The sequence below is a fragment of the Pseudarthrobacter scleromae genome (genome assembly GCF_014644515.1).
Taxonomy (GTDB): Bacteria; Actinomycetota; Actinomycetes; order Actinomycetales; family Micrococcaceae; genus Arthrobacter; species Arthrobacter scleromae.
Genome location: NZ_BMKV01000003.1, coordinates 93,363 through 111,392, shown reverse-complemented (window position 1 = coordinate 111,392; position 18,030 = coordinate 93,363). Strand labels below are relative to the sequence as shown.

Sequence of the window (18,030 nt, the reverse complement as noted above, 5' to 3'; positions counted from 1 at the left end):
CGCTGCCACCGAGCGGGTGGATAGGCTGGGTGGATGGCAACAGTTATCCTCGTGCGGCACGGACGCACCACAGCCAATGCCACTGGACTGCTGGCCGGGCGGGCCGCCGGTGTCAGCCTGGACCAGACCGGGCGCGAGCAGGCGGCTTTGACCGGAGAACGGCTCGCGGCGGTGCCGGTCGTCGGGGTGGTATCTAGCCCTCTCGAGCGTTGCCAGCAGACCGCCCAGCTCATCCTCGACCGCCAGGCCGGCACTCCGTACGCGCCGGTGGAACCCGACCTTACCGAATGCGATTACGGCCAGTGGCAGGGCCGCAAGCTCAGTGACCTCGCAACCGAAGATCTGTGGTCGGCCGTGCAATCCCAGCCGTCCGCCGTCGTCTTTCCCGGCGGTGAATCCATGGCCGGGATGCAGGCCCGGGCGGTGGCCGCCATTCGCCGCCACGATGCCGCCTTCGAAGCCGAGTACGGGCCAGGAGCCGTCTGGGTGGCGGTGAGCCACGGTGACGTCATCAAATCCATCATTGCCGACGCACTGGGCATGCACCTGGACCTGTTCCAGCGAATTAGCGTGGGTCCGGCCTCCGTATCGATCGTGCGTTACAGCGCCACAAGCCCAAGCGTTTACGCGACCAACACCGAGGCCGGGGATCTGTCCTGGCTGTCGAATGGTGTCCACTCCACCGACGCGCCGGTGGGCGGCGGTGCAGGGCACCAGGCGCCTTGAGGCGCCTGTGCCTAAAATGCTCTTATGCCTACACGTGTTCATGAGTTCGACTGGCCTGATCGGGTAGTCGTCGGCACCATTGGCCCTCCGGGGGCACGGACGTTCTACCTGCAGGTGCGGGCAGGGAATCAGACGGTCAGTATCGCCATGGAGAAGCAGCAGTCGGCCCTGCTCGCGGAGAAGATCGACGAAATCCTCGACCAGCTTCTCACCATTGACGGGAACCCTCACAGCGTCCCCACCAGTACTCCCATTGAATTGGTTGACAATGACCAGCTCGAGGCCGTTCAGGAGCAGTTCCGGACCGGCGCCATGAGCTTAGGTTGGGACCCGACAACGGCCCAGGTCGTGATCGAGGCCTACCCCATCTCCGATGTCGACGCTGATAACGGCGACGAACGGCTTGATGAGGACGACGCCGACGTGCCCGAAATGCTGCTGGTGCGGATGCCGGTCGGCACCGCCCGCGCCTTCGCCAAGCGCACGCGGGAGGTTGTGGGCGCCGGGCGTCCGGCGTGCCCGCTGTGTGGTTACCCCGTAGACGCGGACGGTCACGTCTGCACCCTGCCCGAGGCCTGATGCCTGCGCCCGACATGGTGACGGCCGAGCTGACGCTCACGGGGCGCATCACGACGGCGTCGAACGCCACCTTCCTGGGCAGCATCGGCGACACGGCGGTTGTCTATAAGCCGATTGCCGGGGAGAAACCGCTGTGGGATTTTCCCGACGGGGTCCTTGCCCACAGGGAGGTTGCCGCTTATCTGGTCTCGGAGGTCCTCGGATGGAACGTGGTGCCCCGCACCTGGCTGCGCGATGGTCCGTTGGGCGAAGGGATGGTGCAGCTGTGGCAGGAGGCAGACCCCGACCAGAACGCAGTGGACCTAGTTGCGTCGGACGACGTACCTGAGATCGGTTGGAAACACGTCCTCGAGGGCCAGGATGAGACCGGTCGGATGGTCGCCCTCATCCACGAGGACTCCCCGGCGCTCAGGCGCATGGCGGTGTTCGACGTCGTCGTCAACAACGCCGACCGCAAAGGCGACCACATCCTTGCCATGACGGACGGACACCGGCACGGCGTGGACCACGGGCTTACCTTCCACCGTGACCACAAGCTGCGCACGGTGCTGTGGGGGTGGCTGGGGGACGCCCTGACCGCCGAGGAGCTTGAGGGTATCGACCGCGTCAGCGAAGGACTGGACGGTGAGCTGGGCCGGAACCTGGCTGACCTGCTCAGCGCCGAGGAAATTTCCTCGCTAGCCGCGCGCTGCGCCCGGTTGCGTGCGGCGGGCCGGTTTCCCGCTCCACGCGGTCAGATGTCGGCGGTGCCCTGGCCGCTGTTCTGAGGCTTGGGGTGCCCGCCCGGAACGGCTGCCTGGCGAAAAGCCCAACGGCCCCGTGTGAGATTCCGATCTAGCTGGACCATTCCGTCAAGTTAAACCCACTGTTTGTGGGAAGTTTTCGATCAGGCAATTAGGCCGCTGTTCCAAGATAGTTGGCCCTTCTTCTCAAAGACGGTCGACCAGCGTCCGGACCGAATTCACGGGGATGTAGCTGCACCTGGCCAATAAGTTCCATTCCCCAAGGGGATCTGGCCCGCCGATCACCGAAAGGCTTGCCGATGGATCAGAAGCTCAGCGTCCGCCACGCTGCCTTTGAGACACTTGAGCCATGAGCGAAAGCAGGAGCAAGAGGCAGCGCCAACAGAATCGCCATGCCACAGTGCCTCGGCGCGCGACCGAGATATATGACGAGCTGATCGCCCTCGTACATGGATTGCCGCTGCCACCGAATGTGCCTCCCGGTGAGTGGAATATCCAGAAGACCAAGGACGTCCATGCTCCTGCCGTGGCATGGGGCTGGCTTGCGCGAATCACTCGTTCAGGGCAGGCTGCCATCCATTTGGAGAACTTGGGTTTCGGTGCCGAAACCCCACCGCTGACTCGAAGCGCCATCGAGCATGCCATCAGATTGCTTTGGGCAGCGGATTCGGGAACGGCCTTCATCGATGTTGCGCTCCTGACGAAGGAGCAGGGCCTCATGAAGATCCTCGACGCCCAATCGGACGTCTGGTCATTCGAAAAGGAGCTTGCCGATGCCATGGAGCGACACATACTGGAAGCCGGAGCCGCGGATAGATCTCTCGGCCATCTCGGCCACCTTCGCAAAATTGTTGATCTAAATCCCGAGGAGCGAGGTCCGCTCTATATGGGCTGGCTCATCGACACCCAAGACAGCCACCCTTCACTGGCCAGCGCCCAGCCTTACTACACCGTAACGGACGGGGCCACCGCAAGAATCCAGTTCGAATGGGAGCCTCGGTTCTCGACAGCCGTGCATATGAAGGCAACGCTTGCTTTAATAGCAGGGCTTCATGCATACGCGAAGATCGTCGGAGCTACGGACCGCATAGAGCCTCTACTGGACGACATCATTCGGAGACTCAAAGCAAGACATTTACAGAAGGATGCCACGTAGGCTCGAGCGGGCCAATGTAGTCGATGCCGTACCCCTTGCTAGCCGGCCTCCACCGAAGTGTCAGCCAGTTCCGGCTCCGGTAAGAAATCTGTGTCGTCCATCTCCCAATTCGGCTGGATTTTGTCGTACCCGACCCGGGCGATGGCACTCCCCTATTTTTCGCGGGCCAGCTCCACACGCTCCCGCGCATCGTTGGCCCGGTCGCACTGCTGCGTTGACAAGTAGAAGGAATGGGCAGAAACAAGCCGGTCCCAGCGGGAAGCCGCTTGGAAGTCCACTTCCCCATGCGATGCGTGCTCTAGAGCAGCAACCAATTCACAATTATATGGAGATGCGGCAATGTCGAGTAGGACTTGGCTGGGCAGCATTCGCATACTAAAGAATATGGCTGGATACCTTGGTGATACTCGAGGAGGGAAACGGGATACCGGCACCCCAGTTGTTGCCCTGTAGTAGCCCTATCAGGGAGCCAACGCACTCCCTCCAAAGCTTTAGTCAGAACGCGGACAGCCAATCCTTTATGCCCCTAATTGTGTCCAGCGGGGCTGTCTTATACAGGAAGGAGCGAACCTGCAGCAGCCGCTCGTGTTGAATCTCAAGGAAAGGCAGATGGTTCTCTCTGATGCGGGCGACAAAGTAGCCTGCATCCAAAAGATCAAGAGTCTTGCGCGTGTCCACCTCACGTCGTTTGGCGTGCCAGTGCTCCCCGTCGTATTCGATGCTGAGTCCCATCGTGGGCCCGACGACAACTTGAATGTCGGTTCTCCAACGCTTTGTGCCGCCTGTCGAATCGACAATACCGGGAGCAGCGGCCCCGAAAATCGTCACGGCCGCCAATAGGTGTTCTTGTTCGACTGACGAGGTACCCGCTGTGGAACATACCTGGCAACCCGATCCGGAAGAGCGGGCAGCAACCTTGGCCCGCCAAGTATGCCCCGAGTCTTTCCTACATTGCCATGTCACCAGCGTTGGCGAAAAGGGCTTCACATGCCACGGTGTGATCGTGTTGTCTGGATGCCATTCTTCGGCTAGGTCAGGGTCACGAAGGCCGAGGCTGTCGAGTATTGTCTCACACTTCGGACAAAGGAACTGCTCGTACTTCAGCCGGGTCTTTGGTGACTGCTCCCACTCATGTCCGCAGCAGCCGGATTGCCACCAAACACTCCGAGTGGAGGCGATAACCACCTTTGATGACAAGAGCTTGTTTTTCGTTGGATGCCATTGAGGTGCCAGCTCGGTGTGATCCGCAACGAAGCTCTTTTTCGTTGCCTGGGCACGGCAAATCGGGCATCCCGATTGTTGAAATGTACTGGGACTCACCCTCGGGAAATGACCCGCGGGGCATTCAAAGCGCCTAGGGCGATAATCTCCGAGCGTAAGATCACCCATCGGCTCCTCGTCCCGCCAGGCGGCTGTGAGTTGCGGGATCTCTACAATGCGTTGTTGCCCGAGCGCACGGTGACGGTGGTCTCGGTCCTCGTTGCAATGTTTACACGCCCAGTTCTCCAAGGCACCGTAGACGGCGTACTCGTAGCTGTGGCCATCAGGGCAAATCCAGAAACACTCTTTGCGAGCCTTTTCCGTCAACGTGTTGAGTAACGTTGGATCATTTTTTTCGTGGTCCCACCGCCGAAGTAGCTCAGGGTTGGTGTCACGGAACGGGGGCCTCTTACGCCGATCCTGATCCGTTCTCACTACAGGCGAAGTCATCGTGAGTCCATTCCCTTCGCCGGTGAGTGCAGTCCACCCCAGATCGTACCCGTGAACGGCCAAGGAATCGCAATAGACCCGCCGATGCTGGTGACGCCATTTCGACGCCCTTCAGGACACGGCTTGACGTGCGAACAGGCGGGCTGCTCTACGCAGACGCAGGCCACGGACTAGCCCTGGTCGTGGCACCCGACGGCAGCTACCGCCCAATGCAGGGCAAGCGACTCCCCCCGGTCTGGGCGGCCCCGGCAGCCGAGGATGCCAAATGGCACCAACGCCTGGCCCAGCTCGTCGACTTCCGCGCCGAAGGCAAAGGCTTGAGGCTGCTGGGGCTGTCCAGTGAGGGACCCGATTACGTGCGCCGGTCTTAGCTGAACCAGACTGCAAACTGGGAAGTCACGCGGGCAGGTCATGACCAGACCCATCCCAGGCGTCGCCGAAGCCGCCTCCTTGTCATCGTGGGCAGGGCTTCTAGACTCTGCTGATCAAAATTGTTAGGCATGGCACAAAAGAGCCCCGCGAGGCGAAGCAACAAGGCAGATTGTTGCTCAGAAAATTCCATCATGAAGCCGTGAGCAGCCAGATTGCGAAGGTTCATCCCTGGCGTCAACAACGTCATTCGAAGTGCTCGAACCCAGTCGGGGTCGAGATCTCGCTTAGCCAGGGCGTCAACGTAGAAATCCATCGCGGGGAAACGCCCTGGAGAGTCACCGCGCTGGGTCCGGTAGAGCGGCTCGTCGAGTGTACGGAGCAGCCCTCGCGCGGCACTTTCGATCAGCGGAACTGAGAGCCTTGCCGAATCTGAATAGTTCTCCGCCCAGTGAAGGGAGAGCGACTCAGAGAAGAAGTGTGCAAGCGATCGATCTGCCGAGAGCGTTTCCACCATCCAGATAGTAATTTCATCAGCCCGTGCCATTGGGAAACGCTGGCGGATATGTTCCAGTTCAAGCGCAAGAAGCTCCGCCGTTGTACTGAGAGTCGTTGTTTCGATCCGTGTGATTTCTTCTTCCATGAAGTCGTCGTTGGTGCGCTCTGGAAGGCCATGTGTCCCGTAGACCGTCCGCGTGATGAGTGATCTTATCGATCCCGCCGCCGCCTTTTGGGCCCTTCGCTTGTTTGCTTCATGGTCTCCGGACGGTGAAGGACTGGCTAGGAACGTCATGAGGGCATGACTCCAGTCACGCGCGCGACCGTACTTGCGAAGATATGCGCGAAACGCGTTTTTGGACACTTTCACTTCGTGGTAAACCGATTCCCAGCCCATGGAGTCGCGGTCCACGGACTGCATGATGCGCACCGCTTCATCTCTGAGGTCGGACAAGCCATAGTCGCCTGCCAAACTTGCTGCGGTTTGCGCGTGATGCATCTTTACCATGCCATGGTCGTCGGCCCGGGCACGGGCTATGTACTGTTCTGTGTGCCAGCGGCGCGCTGATTCCAGTTCAGCGGGGTCATCCGCAAGTCGCGTAAGTGACTTGGCGATTTCATCAGTAAAAAAGGTCGACGCTCCTCCGATAGTGAAAAGACGACTGCGAATCCCCTCCCGCTCTTCCCTGGACATGCTCTCGCCGCCGCGCGGTTCGGCAGAAAGCGCAGCCAAGAGAGTGAGTGCGGGCCCGCTTGTCTCCGGCCTGCTCGTAAAAACCTCGCTTTTTATGTACATGGCCTGGCGAACTGCTCGTTCTTCAGTCATTCTGCGTGATCGAGCAATGGTATTGGCTCTTGCGAGGGACAGTGCTACCTGCTGAGGGGTAACTCTCTCAAGTTCTGCTGCCGCTAGATAAGATGCGACAGTCGCCGATGCGTGGTCGGGCTTAGGCCTTACGCGCGCCGTCAGGAGAATGTCGGCAACCTGGGCCCGGATGGTCGAGGGGCGCAGCATATCGTGCACTTCAGCCCAAAGGAACCAGGCGCCTGCCGGAGTCTCCGACATAGGGCGCGTGACCGTGACAGAAAGCGCAGACTGGACGAGATTCACGTCGCCGCCAGTTCCGAAGTCCTCTTGCAGTTCATATGAGAAAACGAAGTCTATTTCTGCCCGGAGACTCTCATCCAGAAGCTTATATTCTTCATTAGAACTCAGATGCTCCCAGATCTTCAAGATTTCATCAGACGGGGTCGCGACCTTTTCGAGTAGATCTGACACGACCGGAACATCGGCTGGATTGAACTCGTATGACACATTTCCTCTTCTCGACCACTTTGGGAGTGGTCCTCCTCGCGGCAGGAGTGTGCCGCCTCCTGACTGTACTCGTTGCAACAGACTCATGTGGAGGCTAGGTATTGGACTGCCTTCGCTTCCAATAGGCCAGCATAGGGGCGCTTTTATGCTTGACCAATGGGACAACATAACTTACTGTAGACTTATAGTAAGTTATAGTAAATAGACGAAAGGGGTGCAGATGAAGGTAGGTGGCCGGGACTTCGACCTCACGAAGCAGGAGGTGGAGGTCCGCATGATGGGTGAGGATCCTGAGCTGATTCAGAAGCACATGGTCGAGGTCAACGGGCAGATGTTCCCGCCCAAGCAGGTCCTCGGGCACGTCACTGGATGGGACCGCACAACGTTCACAACCCTGGAGGCGCAACGCGTACTGACCCGGATCGGGTTCGTGTGTACGGAGGCGCGTCCAGGGCGGATCCGGGAAGCAGGCCAGTTCGTCATGGATGCCGTTCGCGACTCAGTTCAAGGGACGATGAGCGACCACGGTGACGCAAAGTTCGCGCGCGGGTTCAGTGCGGCCTCCGGCATCGCGCTGCGGCAAATCCAGAAGAGGCTCGATGACTTGAGGGAGCAGATGAAGGGCAAGGGTCTCAGCCAAGCTGAGCAAGCGTTCTACGCCCATCTTGACGAGCTCAAGTCCGAGATCGAAGCCGAGTGCGACCGCTACTGGCGAGGTACCGGCGTGAACTGGCGTCCGCTCAAGCCTGTGGCCAAGGCTGTCATCCGGCACACGGACGAAACGGGGTCATAGCCGAGGCGCCAGACTCGCGAGCGATAAACCCCGCAGTATTGGAACGTCGGCGGCCGACGTGACTCATGTGGCAGGACCTTCGCCGCGCATCTGGTCGAGGGCCGTGGCTCGGGAGCCCTGTTCAAGGCTTTCGAGGTTCCTGCGACGCGGCGGCTAGCACCGATGTCCATCAGTTACAAAACTAATGGGCCCGCAAGGAACTCGGGCAGGTCCACGTCTCTACATCGGCCCGCGTTGTGCCGTCCTGATTCTTCACCAAAAGATCGGCGTCATCTGTCTTAGATTAACAATTGTTAATCTCCGGATAATTTTGACGGAGAATTGTTAATCTGCAGCCGTTCTGGACACCAGCACGGTGATGGCGACGAAGACAAGCGGCACCATCAGGAGCAAGGACAGAAAAGTGAATGCGACTACGACACTCCCCTGACCGGATCCTAGAAGCTTACAAAGGGGGCCCTGCACGATTCACCGTGCAGGGCCCGCTCAGGCGGTAGCTACTTGGAAGGCTTCCTCCAACTCGTCAACTAAGTCGGAACAGAGGTTCAAGTAGCGCGGAATAGGATCAACTTGAACGGAACAAGGGTCGACTAGCTTGGAATCTCACGGCCCCGCACTGGACGTGCGGGGCCGTTGGGGACAGCAGCCTTTGGTGATGATGAAAGGCGGACTTAGAAGTCCCAGTCCTCATCCTCGGTGTTGACGGCCTTGCCGATCACGTAGGACGAACCGGACCCGGAGAAGAAGTCGTGGTTCTCGTCAGCGTTCGGGGACAGGGCGGAGAGAATGGCCGGGTTCACGTCAGTGACGGACGCCGGGAACATGGCCTCGTAGCCCAGGTTCATCAGGGCCTTGTTGGCGTTGTAGTGCAGGAACTTCTTGACGTCTTCGGCCAGGCCCACGCCGTCGTAGAGGTCGTGCGTGTACTGGACCTCGTTCTCGTACAGCTCGAACAGCAGCTCGAACGTGTAGTCCTTGATTTCCTGGCGCTTCTCCTCGGAAACCCTCTCCAGGCCCTTCTGGAACTTGTAGCCAATGTAGTAGCCGTGCACTGCCTCATCGCGGATGATCAGGCGGATCAGGTCGGCCGTGTTCGTCAGCTTGGCGCGTGAGGACCAGTACATGGGCAGGTAGAAGCCCGAGTAGAACAGGAAGCTCTCCAGCAGCGTGGAGGCCACCTTCCGCTTCAGGGGGTCGTCACCCTGGTAGTAGTCCATCACGATCTGGGCCTTCTTCTGAAGGTTTTCGTTCTCTGTGGACCAGCGGAACGCCTCGTCGATCTCCTTGGTGGAGGCCAGCGTGGAGAAGATCGAGGAATAGCTCTTGGCGTGAACCGACTCCATGAACGCGATGTTCGTGTAGACGGCTTCCTCGTGCGGGGTCAGCGCATCCGGAATCAGGGAGACAGCGCCGACTGTGCCCTGGATGGTGTCCAGCAGGGTGAGGCCGGTGAACACGCGCATGGTGAGCTGCTGCTCTGCCGGCGTCAGCGTGTTCCACGACTGGACGTCGTTGGACAGCGGCACCTTCTCCGGCAGCCAGAAGTTGTTGACCAGGCGGTTCCAGACGTCCACGTCCTTGTCGTCCTGGATGCGGTTCCAGTTGATGGCCTCGACGTGGCTAAGCAGCTTGACCTTCTCGGTCATGTCATCCCCTAAGCGTTGGGTGGGTTTCACTAAGTTAAAGCGTACGACGGCGGGCGGGCGCCCGCCGTCGTACTGTCGCGTTGGTTGAAGCTACAGCATGCAGCTGACGCAGCCCTCAACCTCGGTCCCTTCCAGCGCGAGCTGGCGGAGACGGATGTAGTAGATGGTCTTGATGCCCTTTTTCCAGGCGTAGATCTGGGCCTTGTTGATGTCGCGCGTGGTGGCGGTGTCCTTGAAGAACAGCGTCAGGGACAGGCCCTGGTCCACGTGCTGCGTTGCAGCGGCGTAGGTGTCGATGACCTTCTCGTAGCCGATCTCGTACGCGTCCTGGTAGTACTCCAGGTTGTCGTTGGTGAGGTACGGCGCCGGGTAGTACACGCGGCCCAGCTTGCCTTCCTTGCGGATCTCGATCTTGGACGCCACCGGGTGGATCGAGGAGGTGGAGTTGTTGATGTAGGAGATCGAGCCGGTGGGCGGAACAGCCTGCAGGTTCTGGTTGTAGATGCCGTGCTCCATGACCGAGGCCTTCAGCGCCAGCCAGTCAGCCTGCGTGGGGATGTGCACGTTCTTGAACAGCTCCGCAACCTTCTCGGTCTGCGGCACCCATTCCTGCTCCGTGTACTTGTCGAAGAACTCGCCGGAGGCGTACTTGGACTTCTCGAAGCCGCCGAAGGTCTGGCCGGTCTCGATGGCCAGCAGGTTGGACGCGCGGACGGCGTGGTACACCACCGAGTAGAAGTAGATGTTGGTGAAATCCAGGCCCTCGTCGGAACCGTAGTGCACCCGCTCACGGGCCAGGTAGCCGTGGAGGTTCATCTGGCCCAGGCCGATGGCGTGGCTCTGGTCGTTGCCCTTGGCGATGGACGGCACCGAGGTGATGTTGGACATGTCGGACACCGCCGAGAGGGACCGGATGGCAGTCTCGATGGTCAGGCCGAAGTCCGGGCTGTCCATGGTCTTCGCGATGTTCAGCGAGCCCAGGTTGCAGGAGATGTCCTTGCCGGTGTCCGCGTAGGACAGGTCATCGTTGTACGTGGTGGGCTGGGAGACCTGGAGGATCTCGGAGCACAGGTTGGACATGATGATCTTGCCGTCGATCGGGTTGGCCCGGTTCACGGTGTCCTCGAACATGATGTACGGATAGCCGGATTCGAACTGGATCTCGGCGAGGGTCTGGAAGAACTCGCGCGCCTTGATCTTGGTCTTCTTGATCCGGGAGTCGTCCACCATCTCGTAGTACTTCTCGGTGACCGAGACGTCGGAGAACGGCATGCCGTAGACGCGTTCGACGTCGTACGGGGAGAACAGGTACATGTCCTCGTCCCTCTTGGCCAGCTCGAACGTGATGTCCGGGATGACGACGCCGAGCGAGAGGGTCTTGATGCGGATCTTCTCGTCCGCGTTCTCGCGCTTGGTGTCCAGGAACCGGTAGATGTCCGGGTGGTGGGCGTGCAGGTACACAGCTCCCGCACCCTGGCGGGCACCGAGCTGGTTGGCGTAGGAGAAGCTGTCTTCGAGGAGCTTCATCACGGGGATGACGCCGGAGGACTGGTTCTCGATCTGCTTGATGGGTGCGCCCACCTCGCGGATGTTGGTCAGCGCGAAGGCCACGCCGCCGCCGCGCTTGGACAGCTGCAGGGCGGAGTTGATGGAGCGGCCGATCGACTCCATGTTGTCTTCGATGCGGAGCAGGAAGCAGGAGACCAGCTCGCCGCGCTGCTTCTTGCCGGCGTTCAGGAAGGTGGGTGTGGCCGGCTGGAAGCGGCCCTCGATGATCTCATCCACCATCTGCAGGGCAAGCTGCTCGTTGCCGCGGGCCAGGTGCAGGGCAACCATGCAGACGCGGTCCTCGTAGCGCTCCAGGAAACGCTTGCCGTCGAACGTCTTCAGCGTGTAGGACGTGTAGAACTTGAACGCGCCCAGGAAGGTTTCGAAACGGAACTTCTTCTTGTATGCGCGGTTGAACAGCTCACGGATGAAGTTCATCGTGTACTGGTCCAGGGTTTCACGCTCGTAGTAGTCGTTCTTGACCAGGTACTCGAGCTTCTCTTCCAGGTCATGGAAGAACACGGTGTTGTTGTTGACGTGCTGCAGGAAGTACTGGTGCGCAGCCTCACGGTCGGCCTCGAACTGGATCTCGCCGTTGGGGCCGTACAGGTTCAGCATCGCGTTGAGCTCGTGGTAGCCCAGGCCCTTGTACGCTGCGGGCATCTCGGGCTTCTTGGCCCTGGTTACTTCTGTGTCTGCGACAGTCGTGTCCAAAACGTGTCCAATCCATTGTTTACGCGGGCCACGTCTTCTGGCGTGCCCATTAATTCGAAGCGGTAGAGGTGCGGTACTCCGCACTTGGCGGCGATGATGTCCCCCGCCATGCAGTAGTTGTCCCCGAAGTTGGTGTTGCCGGCCCCAATAACTCCGCGCAGGAGTTCCCTGTTCTGCGGGTTGTTCAGGAACCGGATGACCTGCTTGGGAACAGAACCCTCTCCCCCGGTGCCTCCATAGGTGGGCACCACCAGGACGAACGGCCGGGTGGCGAGGAGGGGGGCGTCCTTGGCTAAGAGCGGGATCCGGGCCACCTCACGGCCAAGCTTCGAGACAAAGCGGCTGGTGTTCTCGGATGCCGAGGAAAAGTAGATGAGCCGGCTGCCGGTGACTACCGGCGGGACCGGCCCGGAAGAATCCACACGCTGAGCCGCGTGGAAATCCTGGACTGCTGGTGCTGCCATTGAAGTCACCTCGGCTGGTTGTTGATTGCCGGCAGGGAAAGGCTCCTTATGCCACAGAGGAAACGGCGGAGAGAGCCAGTTCCTCGATCTTGTCCGGGCGGAAACCTGACCAGTGGTCCTGGTCCGTGACCACAACGGGGGCCTGCATGTAGCCCAGTGACTTCAGGCGCTCAAGGGCCTCGGCGTCCTGGGAGATGTCAACGCTCTGGTAGGTGATGCCCTTTTTGTCGAGCGCCCGGTAGGTGGCGTTGCACTGAACACAAGCAGGCTTTGTGTAAACCGTTACGGTCATGGTTCCTGTCCCCTTTTCTGGAAAACTTGCTGGTCCGGTGTCCCCGCCCAAGCTGTACCTAGATACTACATCTAGTGCAGACGCCTCTTTGGAACCCCAAGATGATGTATTACAAGTATGTCATTTAATGCACTTTTAATCCACAGGCAGGGGGCCCCAAAATGTCCGGAATCCCGCTGTTTTTGGGGACGGCGTCCACACCCTGTGGAGTACTTAGCCACAATTTTCGCCCAGCGTGTCGGGGAAACGGCGGCGTGTCGCGCAGCCCCGGCCAGCCGCACGGGACACCAAAAAGGGGCCCCGACGTGACCTTCGGAACCCCTCATGGTGACGAAACGCACGGCGGCGGCAGCCGCCCGGCCGCAGCGGCTAGAGCTGCGCCTCCCGGCGGTCCAGGACAACCTGCTGCACGTCCAGGTAGCCGGACTGGAAGCCTGCCCGCGAGTAGCACAGGTAGAACAGCCACATCCGCTGGAATACCGAATCGAAGCCCAGCTCCGCTACCTCCTGCGAGCGCGAAAGGAACCGTTCCTCCCACAGCCGCAGGGTGGCGGCGTAGTGGTCCCCCATGCCCATCCGTTCACGCACCCGCAGGGTGGTGTGCTGCTGGGTGACGCCCTCGATGGCGCGGACAGAGGGAAGGAAGCCGCCGGGGAAAATGTACTTGTGGACCCAGGTGTAGGCGTTCCGGGTGGCGAGCATGCGGCCATGCGGCATGGTGATCGCCTGGATGGCCACCTTCCCGCCGGGTGCCAGCACCCGGTCGATGGTCTGGAAGTAGATGGGCCAGTACTCGTAGCCAACAGCCTCGATCATCTCCACCGAGACCACGGCGTCGTATTCGCCCTCAACGGCCCGGTAGTCCTGCAGGGCCACGGTGACCTTGTCCGCGTAGCCGGCAGCCGCAATGCGTTCCTGCGCGAGGGCCTGCTGTTCACTGGACAGGGTGACGCTGTAGACGGTGGCGCCGCGGGCCGCTGCCCGCAGTGCCAGCTCACCCCAGCCGGTGCCGATTTCCAGGAGCCTGGTACCGGCCCCGACGCCGGCCTTGTCCAGCAGCCTGTCGATCTTCGCCTGCTGCGCTTCCGCCAGCGCTTCCCAGCCGACGGAAGCCAGCGGGCCCGAGGTCAGGGGAAACAGGGCCGACGAGTAGCTCATGGTGGAGTCGAGGAAGCTGGAGAACAGCTCGTTGGACAGGTCGTAGTGCCGCGAGATGTTGCTGCGCGTGTTCTGCTCGGCGTTCCGTTCCTGCCGGGGCGTGCGCGGCAGGTACAGCGCACGCAGCTTCTGCAGCGGCGTGGGAATGAGCGTGTCCACCGACGCAGCAAAGACCTCCAGGACTCCTGCGAGGTCGCTGGCTTCCCAGTCCCCCGCCATGAAGGACTCGCCCAGTCCGATCAGTCCGTTGTCGCCGATCCGGGCTTCAAACGCCTCCGGCCGCACCATGGTCATCACCGGCGCGTCCGGGCCGCCCGTGCCCAGCACGGTGCCGTTGGGGTAGTCCACGCGGAGGGGCAGCCGCTTGACCGCCCCCTTGAAGAGGAGGCCGGCGGCCTTGCCGGCCACCGCGGCTTTGGCGCCCGACGGCGGCTGCGCAACTTCCGGCCACAGGTCCGGATCGATGGTGGCAGGCGAGGCCGGCACCCCCGTTGCGGTCCAGGCTGAAGGGTAGGGCGTGGGAGCATCCTCAAGAGTCCTGCGCTGCGCCTTGCCTTCGGCGGATGCAGTTGCCTGGTTGTCGTCCGTCATTGTCATTGAACTGCCTCCTGTGAGGGGTGGTGTGGTCGGGCGACGACCGGCAGGCGTCTTGCCCAGAGTGTAATGCCCTGCACCCTGATGAGTGCGGAAACCAGAAGTGGCGCGGCGGGCACGGCAACGGCCGCCGCCAGGATGTTCCGGACCGTGGCGGGCCGGCGCGTGCCGTCCATCGAGGCCACGAAAGGCCGGTGGCCCTCGCGCTCCAGCACGATGGACACCCCCAGATTCTCCCCCGGTGCGGGCAGCTTCATGCGGTACTGCCCGTCCACATCGTTGAACGGTGAAACGTAGAACGCCTTCGGCACCGAAGCACGCCCCGCCGCGTCCGTCTGCAGCAGGTAGCAGTGGCGCTCCCCGTAGGTGTTGTGGACTTCGGCCACCACGCACTCAAGTTCGCCGCTGGTCCGGTAGCACCAGAACAGCGTGAGGGGGTTGAAAACATAGCCGAAAACCCTGGCGCTGGTCAGCATGTGGATCGCGCCGCCGTCGGGCTCCATGCCCTGGGTGCGCAGGAACCGCTCCACGTTGCTCCGGATGCTGGACCCGGGGTCCCCCAGGTGGTCACCGGACCGGAAAACGGCGAGCGGCCGGAGCATGAACGGAAGGCGGGGCAGGTGGTCCACGTCCACGAACCAGGAGTAGCTGCGGTACGTGAACGCGTTCTTCAGCGGCGTGCGGCGCACATGCGAAATGGCTGTGCGGTAGATCGCTGCCTCAATGGTCATGCCGGCTCAGCCGCGGAAAGCAGCTCCCGTTCCCCGCCGTCCCGGGAATCAGCCCGGTCAGCAGCCTGGGCGGCCAGCCAGGAGCGGCCCAGCGCCGCGGCCGCCCGCACCCCGGAGAGTGCGCCGTCCTCGTGGAATCCCCAGCCCAGGTAGGCGCCGGCGTACGCGATCCTGTTGTCACTGAGCCCGGCGATCGCCTGCTGGGCCCGCAGCGATTCGGGCGTGTACTGCGGGTGCTCGTACACCATCCGCTCCAGGACCCGGTCCTCCGCGATCAGCTCCGATTCCCCCAGGCTCACGAGGTACGGCTTGCTGTCCGCCGGGCTGAGCCGCTGCAGGCGGGTGAGGTCGTAGCTGACAAGGACTTTGTCCGGCCGGGCTTCGCAGGAGGGCAGGCGGTAGTTCCAGGACGCCCTGGCGTTGTCCGCGGAGGGCAGGACGGCCGGGTCCTGGTGGAAGACTGTGTGGTTGACCGAGTACGGCATGCCGCCCAGTGCCTCCTTCTCTGCCGGGGTGGCGTCGGCGAGGAACCCCAGTGCCTGGGCCGGGTGGGTGGCGATGACGACGGCGTCGAAGTCTTCCGGCCCGTGTGCAGTGGTGATCTTCACGCCGTCGGGATGGCGCCGGATGGCGGTCACGGGCGTGTTGAGCCGGACGTCCGTCAGCGTGGCGGCCAGTTTTTCGACGTACCTGGCGGAACCGCCGGTGACGGTACGCCACTGCGGGGAGCCCTTGACGCCCAGCAGGCCGTGATGGCCCAGGAAGGTGAAAAGGTACCGTGCCGGGTAGGCCAGCGCGGTGGTGGGGTCGCAGGACCACACGGCACTGACCACCGGGGTCATGAAGTGCGAAACAAAGTAGGGGCTGAACTTCTCGCGTTCCAGGAACTCGCCGAGGGTGGGTTCGGGAACCTCGAGATCCGGGGTGGCCGGGGAAACCGGTGCCGTCTGCAGCAGCGCCCGCGCCTTGCGGTAGAAGCGGGTCACTTCCAGCAGCATCAACAGGTAGCGGCCACGCAGCAGGCTTGAGGGCCGGGCGATGATTCCGCGTCCGCCCTCGCGGGCGCCTGCATATTCCAGCCCGCAGCCGTCACACCGGATGGACATGCTCATCTCGGAGTCCTGCGTCTCCACCCCGAGTTCCGCAAAGAGCCGCAGCAGCGTGGGATAGGTCCGCGTGTTGTGGACAATGAAGCCGGTATCCACGCCGATGGTGGAGCCGTCCGCCTGCGGCATGTCGTGCGTGTGCGCGTGCCCTCCCAGCCGGGAATCCGCTTCGAACAGCGTGACGTCGTCCTGCCTGTTGAGGACGTAGGCTGCGGTCAGGCCGGCCACGCCGCTGCCGATGACGGCCACCCGCCGTCGCCCGCCTCCGGTTACTGCTGGGTCAGGTGACAATGCATGCTCCTCTGCTGGACATTTGCCAATGTTAGAGGGCAATTCGGCACCGCCGCGGCAACGGATGGGTGCCGCGCGCTGAACTTCTTCGGGGCGGGACGGCGGAGTACTGTGGGCAGGTGGTAAACCCGGTACACCTGAAGACCCTCCTGGAGGTCACCCGGCTCGGCTCCTTTGCGGCCGCGGCCGCCACGTTGGGCTACACGGCATCAGCCGTCTCCCAACAGATGTCCGCCCTGGAACGGGACACCGGCGTCGTCCTGTTCCAGCGCTCGGCACGCAGCGTGGTGCCTACGGAAGCCGCCATCGTCATGACCCGGCACGCCGCCAAGGTACTCACGGACATCGAGGCGCTGATGGCTGCCGCCTCCAAGACCCAGGACTCGGCCAACCAGGAACTGCGGCTGGGGATCTTTCCCAGCCTGGCCACCTACGTGCTGCCGCGGATCCTGAAGAACCCGGCGTGGAAGAACCTGGGAATAGACCTTAAAGTGTCCGTCGCTGAACCCGGGCAGACCATCCAGGGGCTGCGAACCGGCGGCGAACTGGACCTCGCCGTGGTTTTCCAGGTGGGGCAGACCGGTTTCGCATGGCCCAACACCATCAACCGGCAATGGATCGGCGACGACGACTTCCGGGTGGTGCTGCCCGCCGGCTGGGGCTTCCGCAGTGACGCAAAGGTTGCCGCCGACCACCTCTCCGAAATGCCGTGGATCATGCACCATCCGGGAACCAGCGACGCCATGGTGATTGAGCGGCTCTTCGCCGGCTGCAACCTGCACCCGCGCGTGGTGGCCCACAGCGACGACTTCCACGCCAGCCTGGAGATGGCGGCCGCAGGACTGGGCGCGGCCCTGGTTCCGGAACTCGCGCTGCGGAACAAGCCGGCCGGTGTTGTGGTGCTGGACGTTCCGGAGATCCGGCTGGCCAGGAACGTCTTTGCACTCATCATCAATGACAGGAAAACTGCGCGGGTCCAGCTCTTCGTGGACCTCCTGGCCGAGACGCTTGCCGGAATGCGCACGGCCGTGAATTAGGCCTGAATGCTGGAATGCTCCGCTGTTCAGGTCTATGTTGAAACTATGAGCAAGGTAGCGAGCCGGCACTTTGGAGAGATCGAACTCAACCACGGCAAGGATCACTTAGTGGCCGCGAAGCACGAGCTTCGCGGGCATCCGCTGGAACTCGACCTCAACATCACGGCGCACGACCACTTCGATGAAGCCGCCCTCCGGAAGGTGGACTACCGCCTGCGGTTCCTGCCCGAACTCGTGGACGAGGTCCGGGACATGATCGCCGAGGAGCTGGAGCAGGAAGGCACCAGCCCCCAGGAATACCTGCACTTCCACTGCAACGCCCTCAAGGACGAACACCTGCAAAAAGTCTTCGGCGTGACCGACCGCAGCCAGCTCACCAACGAAGTTTTCCTCAAAGCCCTGAAGCTGGGCCACGTGGGCATCTATCCCGGCCAGCCCGAGCGCTACTTCGTCCTGGACTTCACCCTGGGCGAGCACTTCACCGATGAGGTCCTGGTGGCATCAGCCGACGAGGACGGCGTGGTGGACGACGAGATCGTCTGGGAGTCCTGAACTCTGCT

Annotated in this window: 17 protein-coding genes and 1 pseudogene; 8 read left to right on the top strand and 10 right to left on the bottom strand. The window is 61.9% G+C overall.

Annotated features, from left to right (window positions below; translation table 11 throughout):
- Nucleotides 1-33 precede the first annotated feature (33 nt).
- From IEX33_RS08610 to IEX33_RS08595, 4 genes are all read left to right on the top strand, one after another.
- Nucleotides 34-726 carry a histidine phosphatase family protein gene (locus tag IEX33_RS08610; protein ID WP_188729393.1) on the top strand — a complete coding sequence of 231 codons (693 nt, stop codon included), beginning with the start codon at nt 34-36 and terminating at the stop codon, nt 724-726.
- A 24-nt stretch (nt 727-750) separates the two neighbouring features.
- Entirely contained in the window at nt 751-1,305 is a 555-nt protein-coding gene (locus IEX33_RS08605; RefSeq protein WP_188729391.1) for a DUF3090 domain-containing protein, read from the top strand.
- Entirely contained in the window at nt 1,305-2,072 is a 768-nt protein-coding gene (locus IEX33_RS08600; protein WP_188729389.1) for an SCO1664 family protein, read from the top strand. The genes IEX33_RS08605 and IEX33_RS08600 overlap by 1 nt, the downstream gene beginning before the upstream one ends.
- 325 nt (nt 2,073-2,397) lie before the next feature.
- Complete coding sequence (locus IEX33_RS08595) at nt 2,398-3,204, top strand: DUF5677 domain-containing protein (RefSeq protein WP_188729387.1); 807 nt, start codon at nt 2,398-2,400, stop codon at nt 3,202-3,204.
- A gap of 495 nt (nt 3,205-3,699) precedes the next feature.
- On the opposite strand, the gene IEX33_RS19330 is transcribed toward IEX33_RS08595, so the two are convergent.
- A complete protein-coding gene (locus IEX33_RS19330) occupies nt 3,700-4,041 on the bottom strand; it encodes a hypothetical protein (RefSeq protein WP_229675295.1) in 342 nt (113 codons plus the stop codon).
- A gap of 45 nt (nt 4,042-4,086) precedes the next feature.
- A pseudogene (locus IEX33_RS19525) lies at nt 4,087-4,914 on the bottom strand (zinc-ribbon domain-containing protein); the annotation flags it as partial.
- A gap of 128 nt (nt 4,915-5,042) precedes the next feature.
- Between IEX33_RS19525 and IEX33_RS08585 the strand changes: the two are divergent.
- Nucleotides 5,043-5,285 (top strand): hypothetical protein, encoded by a 243-nt coding sequence (locus IEX33_RS08585; RefSeq protein ID WP_188729383.1) that lies wholly within the window; start codon nt 5,043-5,045, stop codon nt 5,283-5,285.
- 38 nt (nt 5,286-5,323) lie between these two features.
- Here the strand turns inward: IEX33_RS08585 and IEX33_RS08580 are convergent, their stop codons facing one another.
- Nucleotides 5,324-7,096: a DUF4209 domain-containing protein gene (locus tag IEX33_RS08580; RefSeq protein WP_188729381.1), complete on the bottom strand. Its 1,773-nt coding sequence runs from the start codon at nt 7,094-7,096 to the stop codon at nt 5,324-5,326.
- Nucleotides 7,097-7,316: 220 nt separating this feature from the next.
- Here IEX33_RS08580 and IEX33_RS08575 point away from each other — a divergent pair, with 220 nt between their 5' ends.
- The gene (locus IEX33_RS08575) at nt 7,317-7,889 is read left to right on the top strand and encodes a hypothetical protein (RefSeq protein WP_188729379.1); all 573 of its coding nucleotides are present in this window, start codon (nt 7,317-7,319) and stop codon (nt 7,887-7,889) included.
- A 671-nt stretch (nt 7,890-8,560) separates the two neighbouring features.
- On the opposite strand, the gene nrdF is transcribed toward IEX33_RS08575, so the two are convergent.
- The 7 genes from nrdF to IEX33_RS08540 all read right to left on the bottom strand — a co-directional run bounded on the left by nrdF (nt 8,561) and on the right by IEX33_RS08540 (nt 16,433).
- A complete protein-coding gene (nrdF, locus tag IEX33_RS08570; RefSeq protein ID WP_056079660.1) occupies nt 8,561-9,535 on the bottom strand; it encodes a class 1b ribonucleoside-diphosphate reductase subunit beta in 975 nt (324 codons plus the stop codon).
- A 90-nt stretch (nt 9,536-9,625) separates the two neighbouring features.
- Nucleotides 9,626-11,746: a class 1b ribonucleoside-diphosphate reductase subunit alpha gene (gene nrdE / locus IEX33_RS08565; protein ID WP_188729377.1), complete on the bottom strand. Its 2,121-nt coding sequence runs from the start codon at nt 11,744-11,746 to the stop codon at nt 9,626-9,628.
- 20 nt (nt 11,747-11,766) lie between these two features.
- Nucleotides 11,767-12,261 carry a class Ib ribonucleoside-diphosphate reductase assembly flavoprotein NrdI gene (gene nrdI, locus IEX33_RS08560; RefSeq protein WP_229675294.1) on the bottom strand — a complete coding sequence of 165 codons (495 nt, stop codon included), beginning with the start codon at nt 12,259-12,261 and terminating at the stop codon, nt 11,767-11,769.
- 46 nt (nt 12,262-12,307) lie between these two features.
- The gene (gene nrdH, locus IEX33_RS08555) at nt 12,308-12,553 is read right to left on the bottom strand and encodes a glutaredoxin-like protein NrdH (protein WP_066276552.1); all 246 of its coding nucleotides are present in this window, start codon (nt 12,551-12,553) and stop codon (nt 12,308-12,310) included.
- Nucleotides 12,554-12,922: 369 nt separating this feature from the next.
- Nucleotides 12,923-14,308 carry a class I SAM-dependent methyltransferase gene (locus tag IEX33_RS08550; protein ID WP_188729375.1) on the bottom strand — a complete coding sequence of 462 codons (1,386 nt, stop codon included), beginning with the start codon at nt 14,306-14,308 and terminating at the stop codon, nt 12,923-12,925.
- The gene (locus tag IEX33_RS08545; protein WP_188729373.1) at nt 14,305-15,036 is read right to left on the bottom strand and encodes a DUF1365 domain-containing protein; all 732 of its coding nucleotides are present in this window, start codon (nt 15,034-15,036) and stop codon (nt 14,305-14,307) included. The genes IEX33_RS08550 and IEX33_RS08545 overlap by 4 nt, the downstream gene beginning before the upstream one ends.
- On the bottom strand, nt 15,033-16,433 hold the full coding sequence (locus IEX33_RS08540; protein WP_188729371.1) for an NAD(P)/FAD-dependent oxidoreductase: 1,401 nt from the start codon (nt 16,431-16,433) through the stop codon (nt 15,033-15,035). The genes IEX33_RS08545 and IEX33_RS08540 overlap by 4 nt, the downstream gene beginning before the upstream one ends.
- 119 nt (nt 16,434-16,552) lie before the next feature.
- Between IEX33_RS08540 and IEX33_RS08535 the strand changes: the two genes are divergently transcribed.
- Both IEX33_RS08535 and IEX33_RS08530 read left to right on the top strand, forming a co-directional pair.
- Nucleotides 16,553-17,470 carry a LysR family transcriptional regulator gene (locus tag IEX33_RS08535; RefSeq protein WP_188729369.1) on the top strand — a complete coding sequence of 306 codons (918 nt, stop codon included), beginning with the start codon at nt 16,553-16,555 and terminating at the stop codon, nt 17,468-17,470.
- 45 nt (nt 17,471-17,515) lie between these two features.
- Entirely contained in the window at nt 17,516-18,022 is a 507-nt protein-coding gene (locus IEX33_RS08530; protein ID WP_104186131.1) for a DUF2004 domain-containing protein, read from the top strand.
- Nucleotides 18,023-18,030 lie beyond the last annotated feature (8 nt).

Bases quoted from the DNA above. Each gene is read 5' to 3' on its own strand.
- IEX33_RS08610 (WP_188729393.1), top strand. From the start codon at position 34: ATGGCAACAGTTATCCTCGTGCGGCACGGACGCACCACAGCCAATGCC.
- IEX33_RS08605 (WP_188729391.1), top strand. From the start codon at position 751: ATGCCTACACGTGTTCATGAGTTCGACTGGCCTGATCGGGTAGTCGTC.
- IEX33_RS08600 (WP_188729389.1), top strand. From the start codon at position 1,305: ATGCCTGCGCCCGACATGGTGACGGCCGAGCTGACGCTCACGGGGCGC.
- IEX33_RS08595 (WP_188729387.1), top strand. From the start codon at position 2,398: ATGAGCGAAAGCAGGAGCAAGAGGCAGCGCCAACAGAATCGCCATGCC.
- IEX33_RS08575 (WP_188729379.1), top strand. From the start codon at position 7,317: ATGAAGGTAGGTGGCCGGGACTTCGACCTCACGAAGCAGGAGGTGGAG.
- nrdF (WP_056079660.1), bottom strand. From the start codon at position 9,535: ATGACCGAGAAGGTCAAGCTGCTTAGCCACGTCGAGGCCATCAACTGG.
- nrdE (WP_188729377.1), bottom strand. From the start codon at position 11,746: ATGCCCGCAGCGTACAAGGGCCTGGGCTACCACGAGCTCAACGCGATG.
- nrdI (WP_229675294.1), bottom strand. From the start codon at position 12,261: ATGGCAGCACCAGCAGTCCAGGATTTCCACGCGGCTCAGCGTGTGGAT.
- nrdH (WP_066276552.1), bottom strand. From the start codon at position 12,553: ATGACCGTAACGGTTTACACAAAGCCTGCTTGTGTTCAGTGCAACGCC.
- IEX33_RS08550 (WP_188729375.1), bottom strand. From the start codon at position 14,308: ATGACAATGACGGACGACAACCAGGCAACTGCATCCGCCGAAGGCAAG.
- IEX33_RS08545 (WP_188729373.1), bottom strand. From the start codon at position 15,036: ATGACCATTGAGGCAGCGATCTACCGCACAGCCATTTCGCATGTGCGC.
- IEX33_RS08530 (WP_104186131.1), top strand. From the start codon at position 17,516: ATGAGCAAGGTAGCGAGCCGGCACTTTGGAGAGATCGAACTCAACCAC.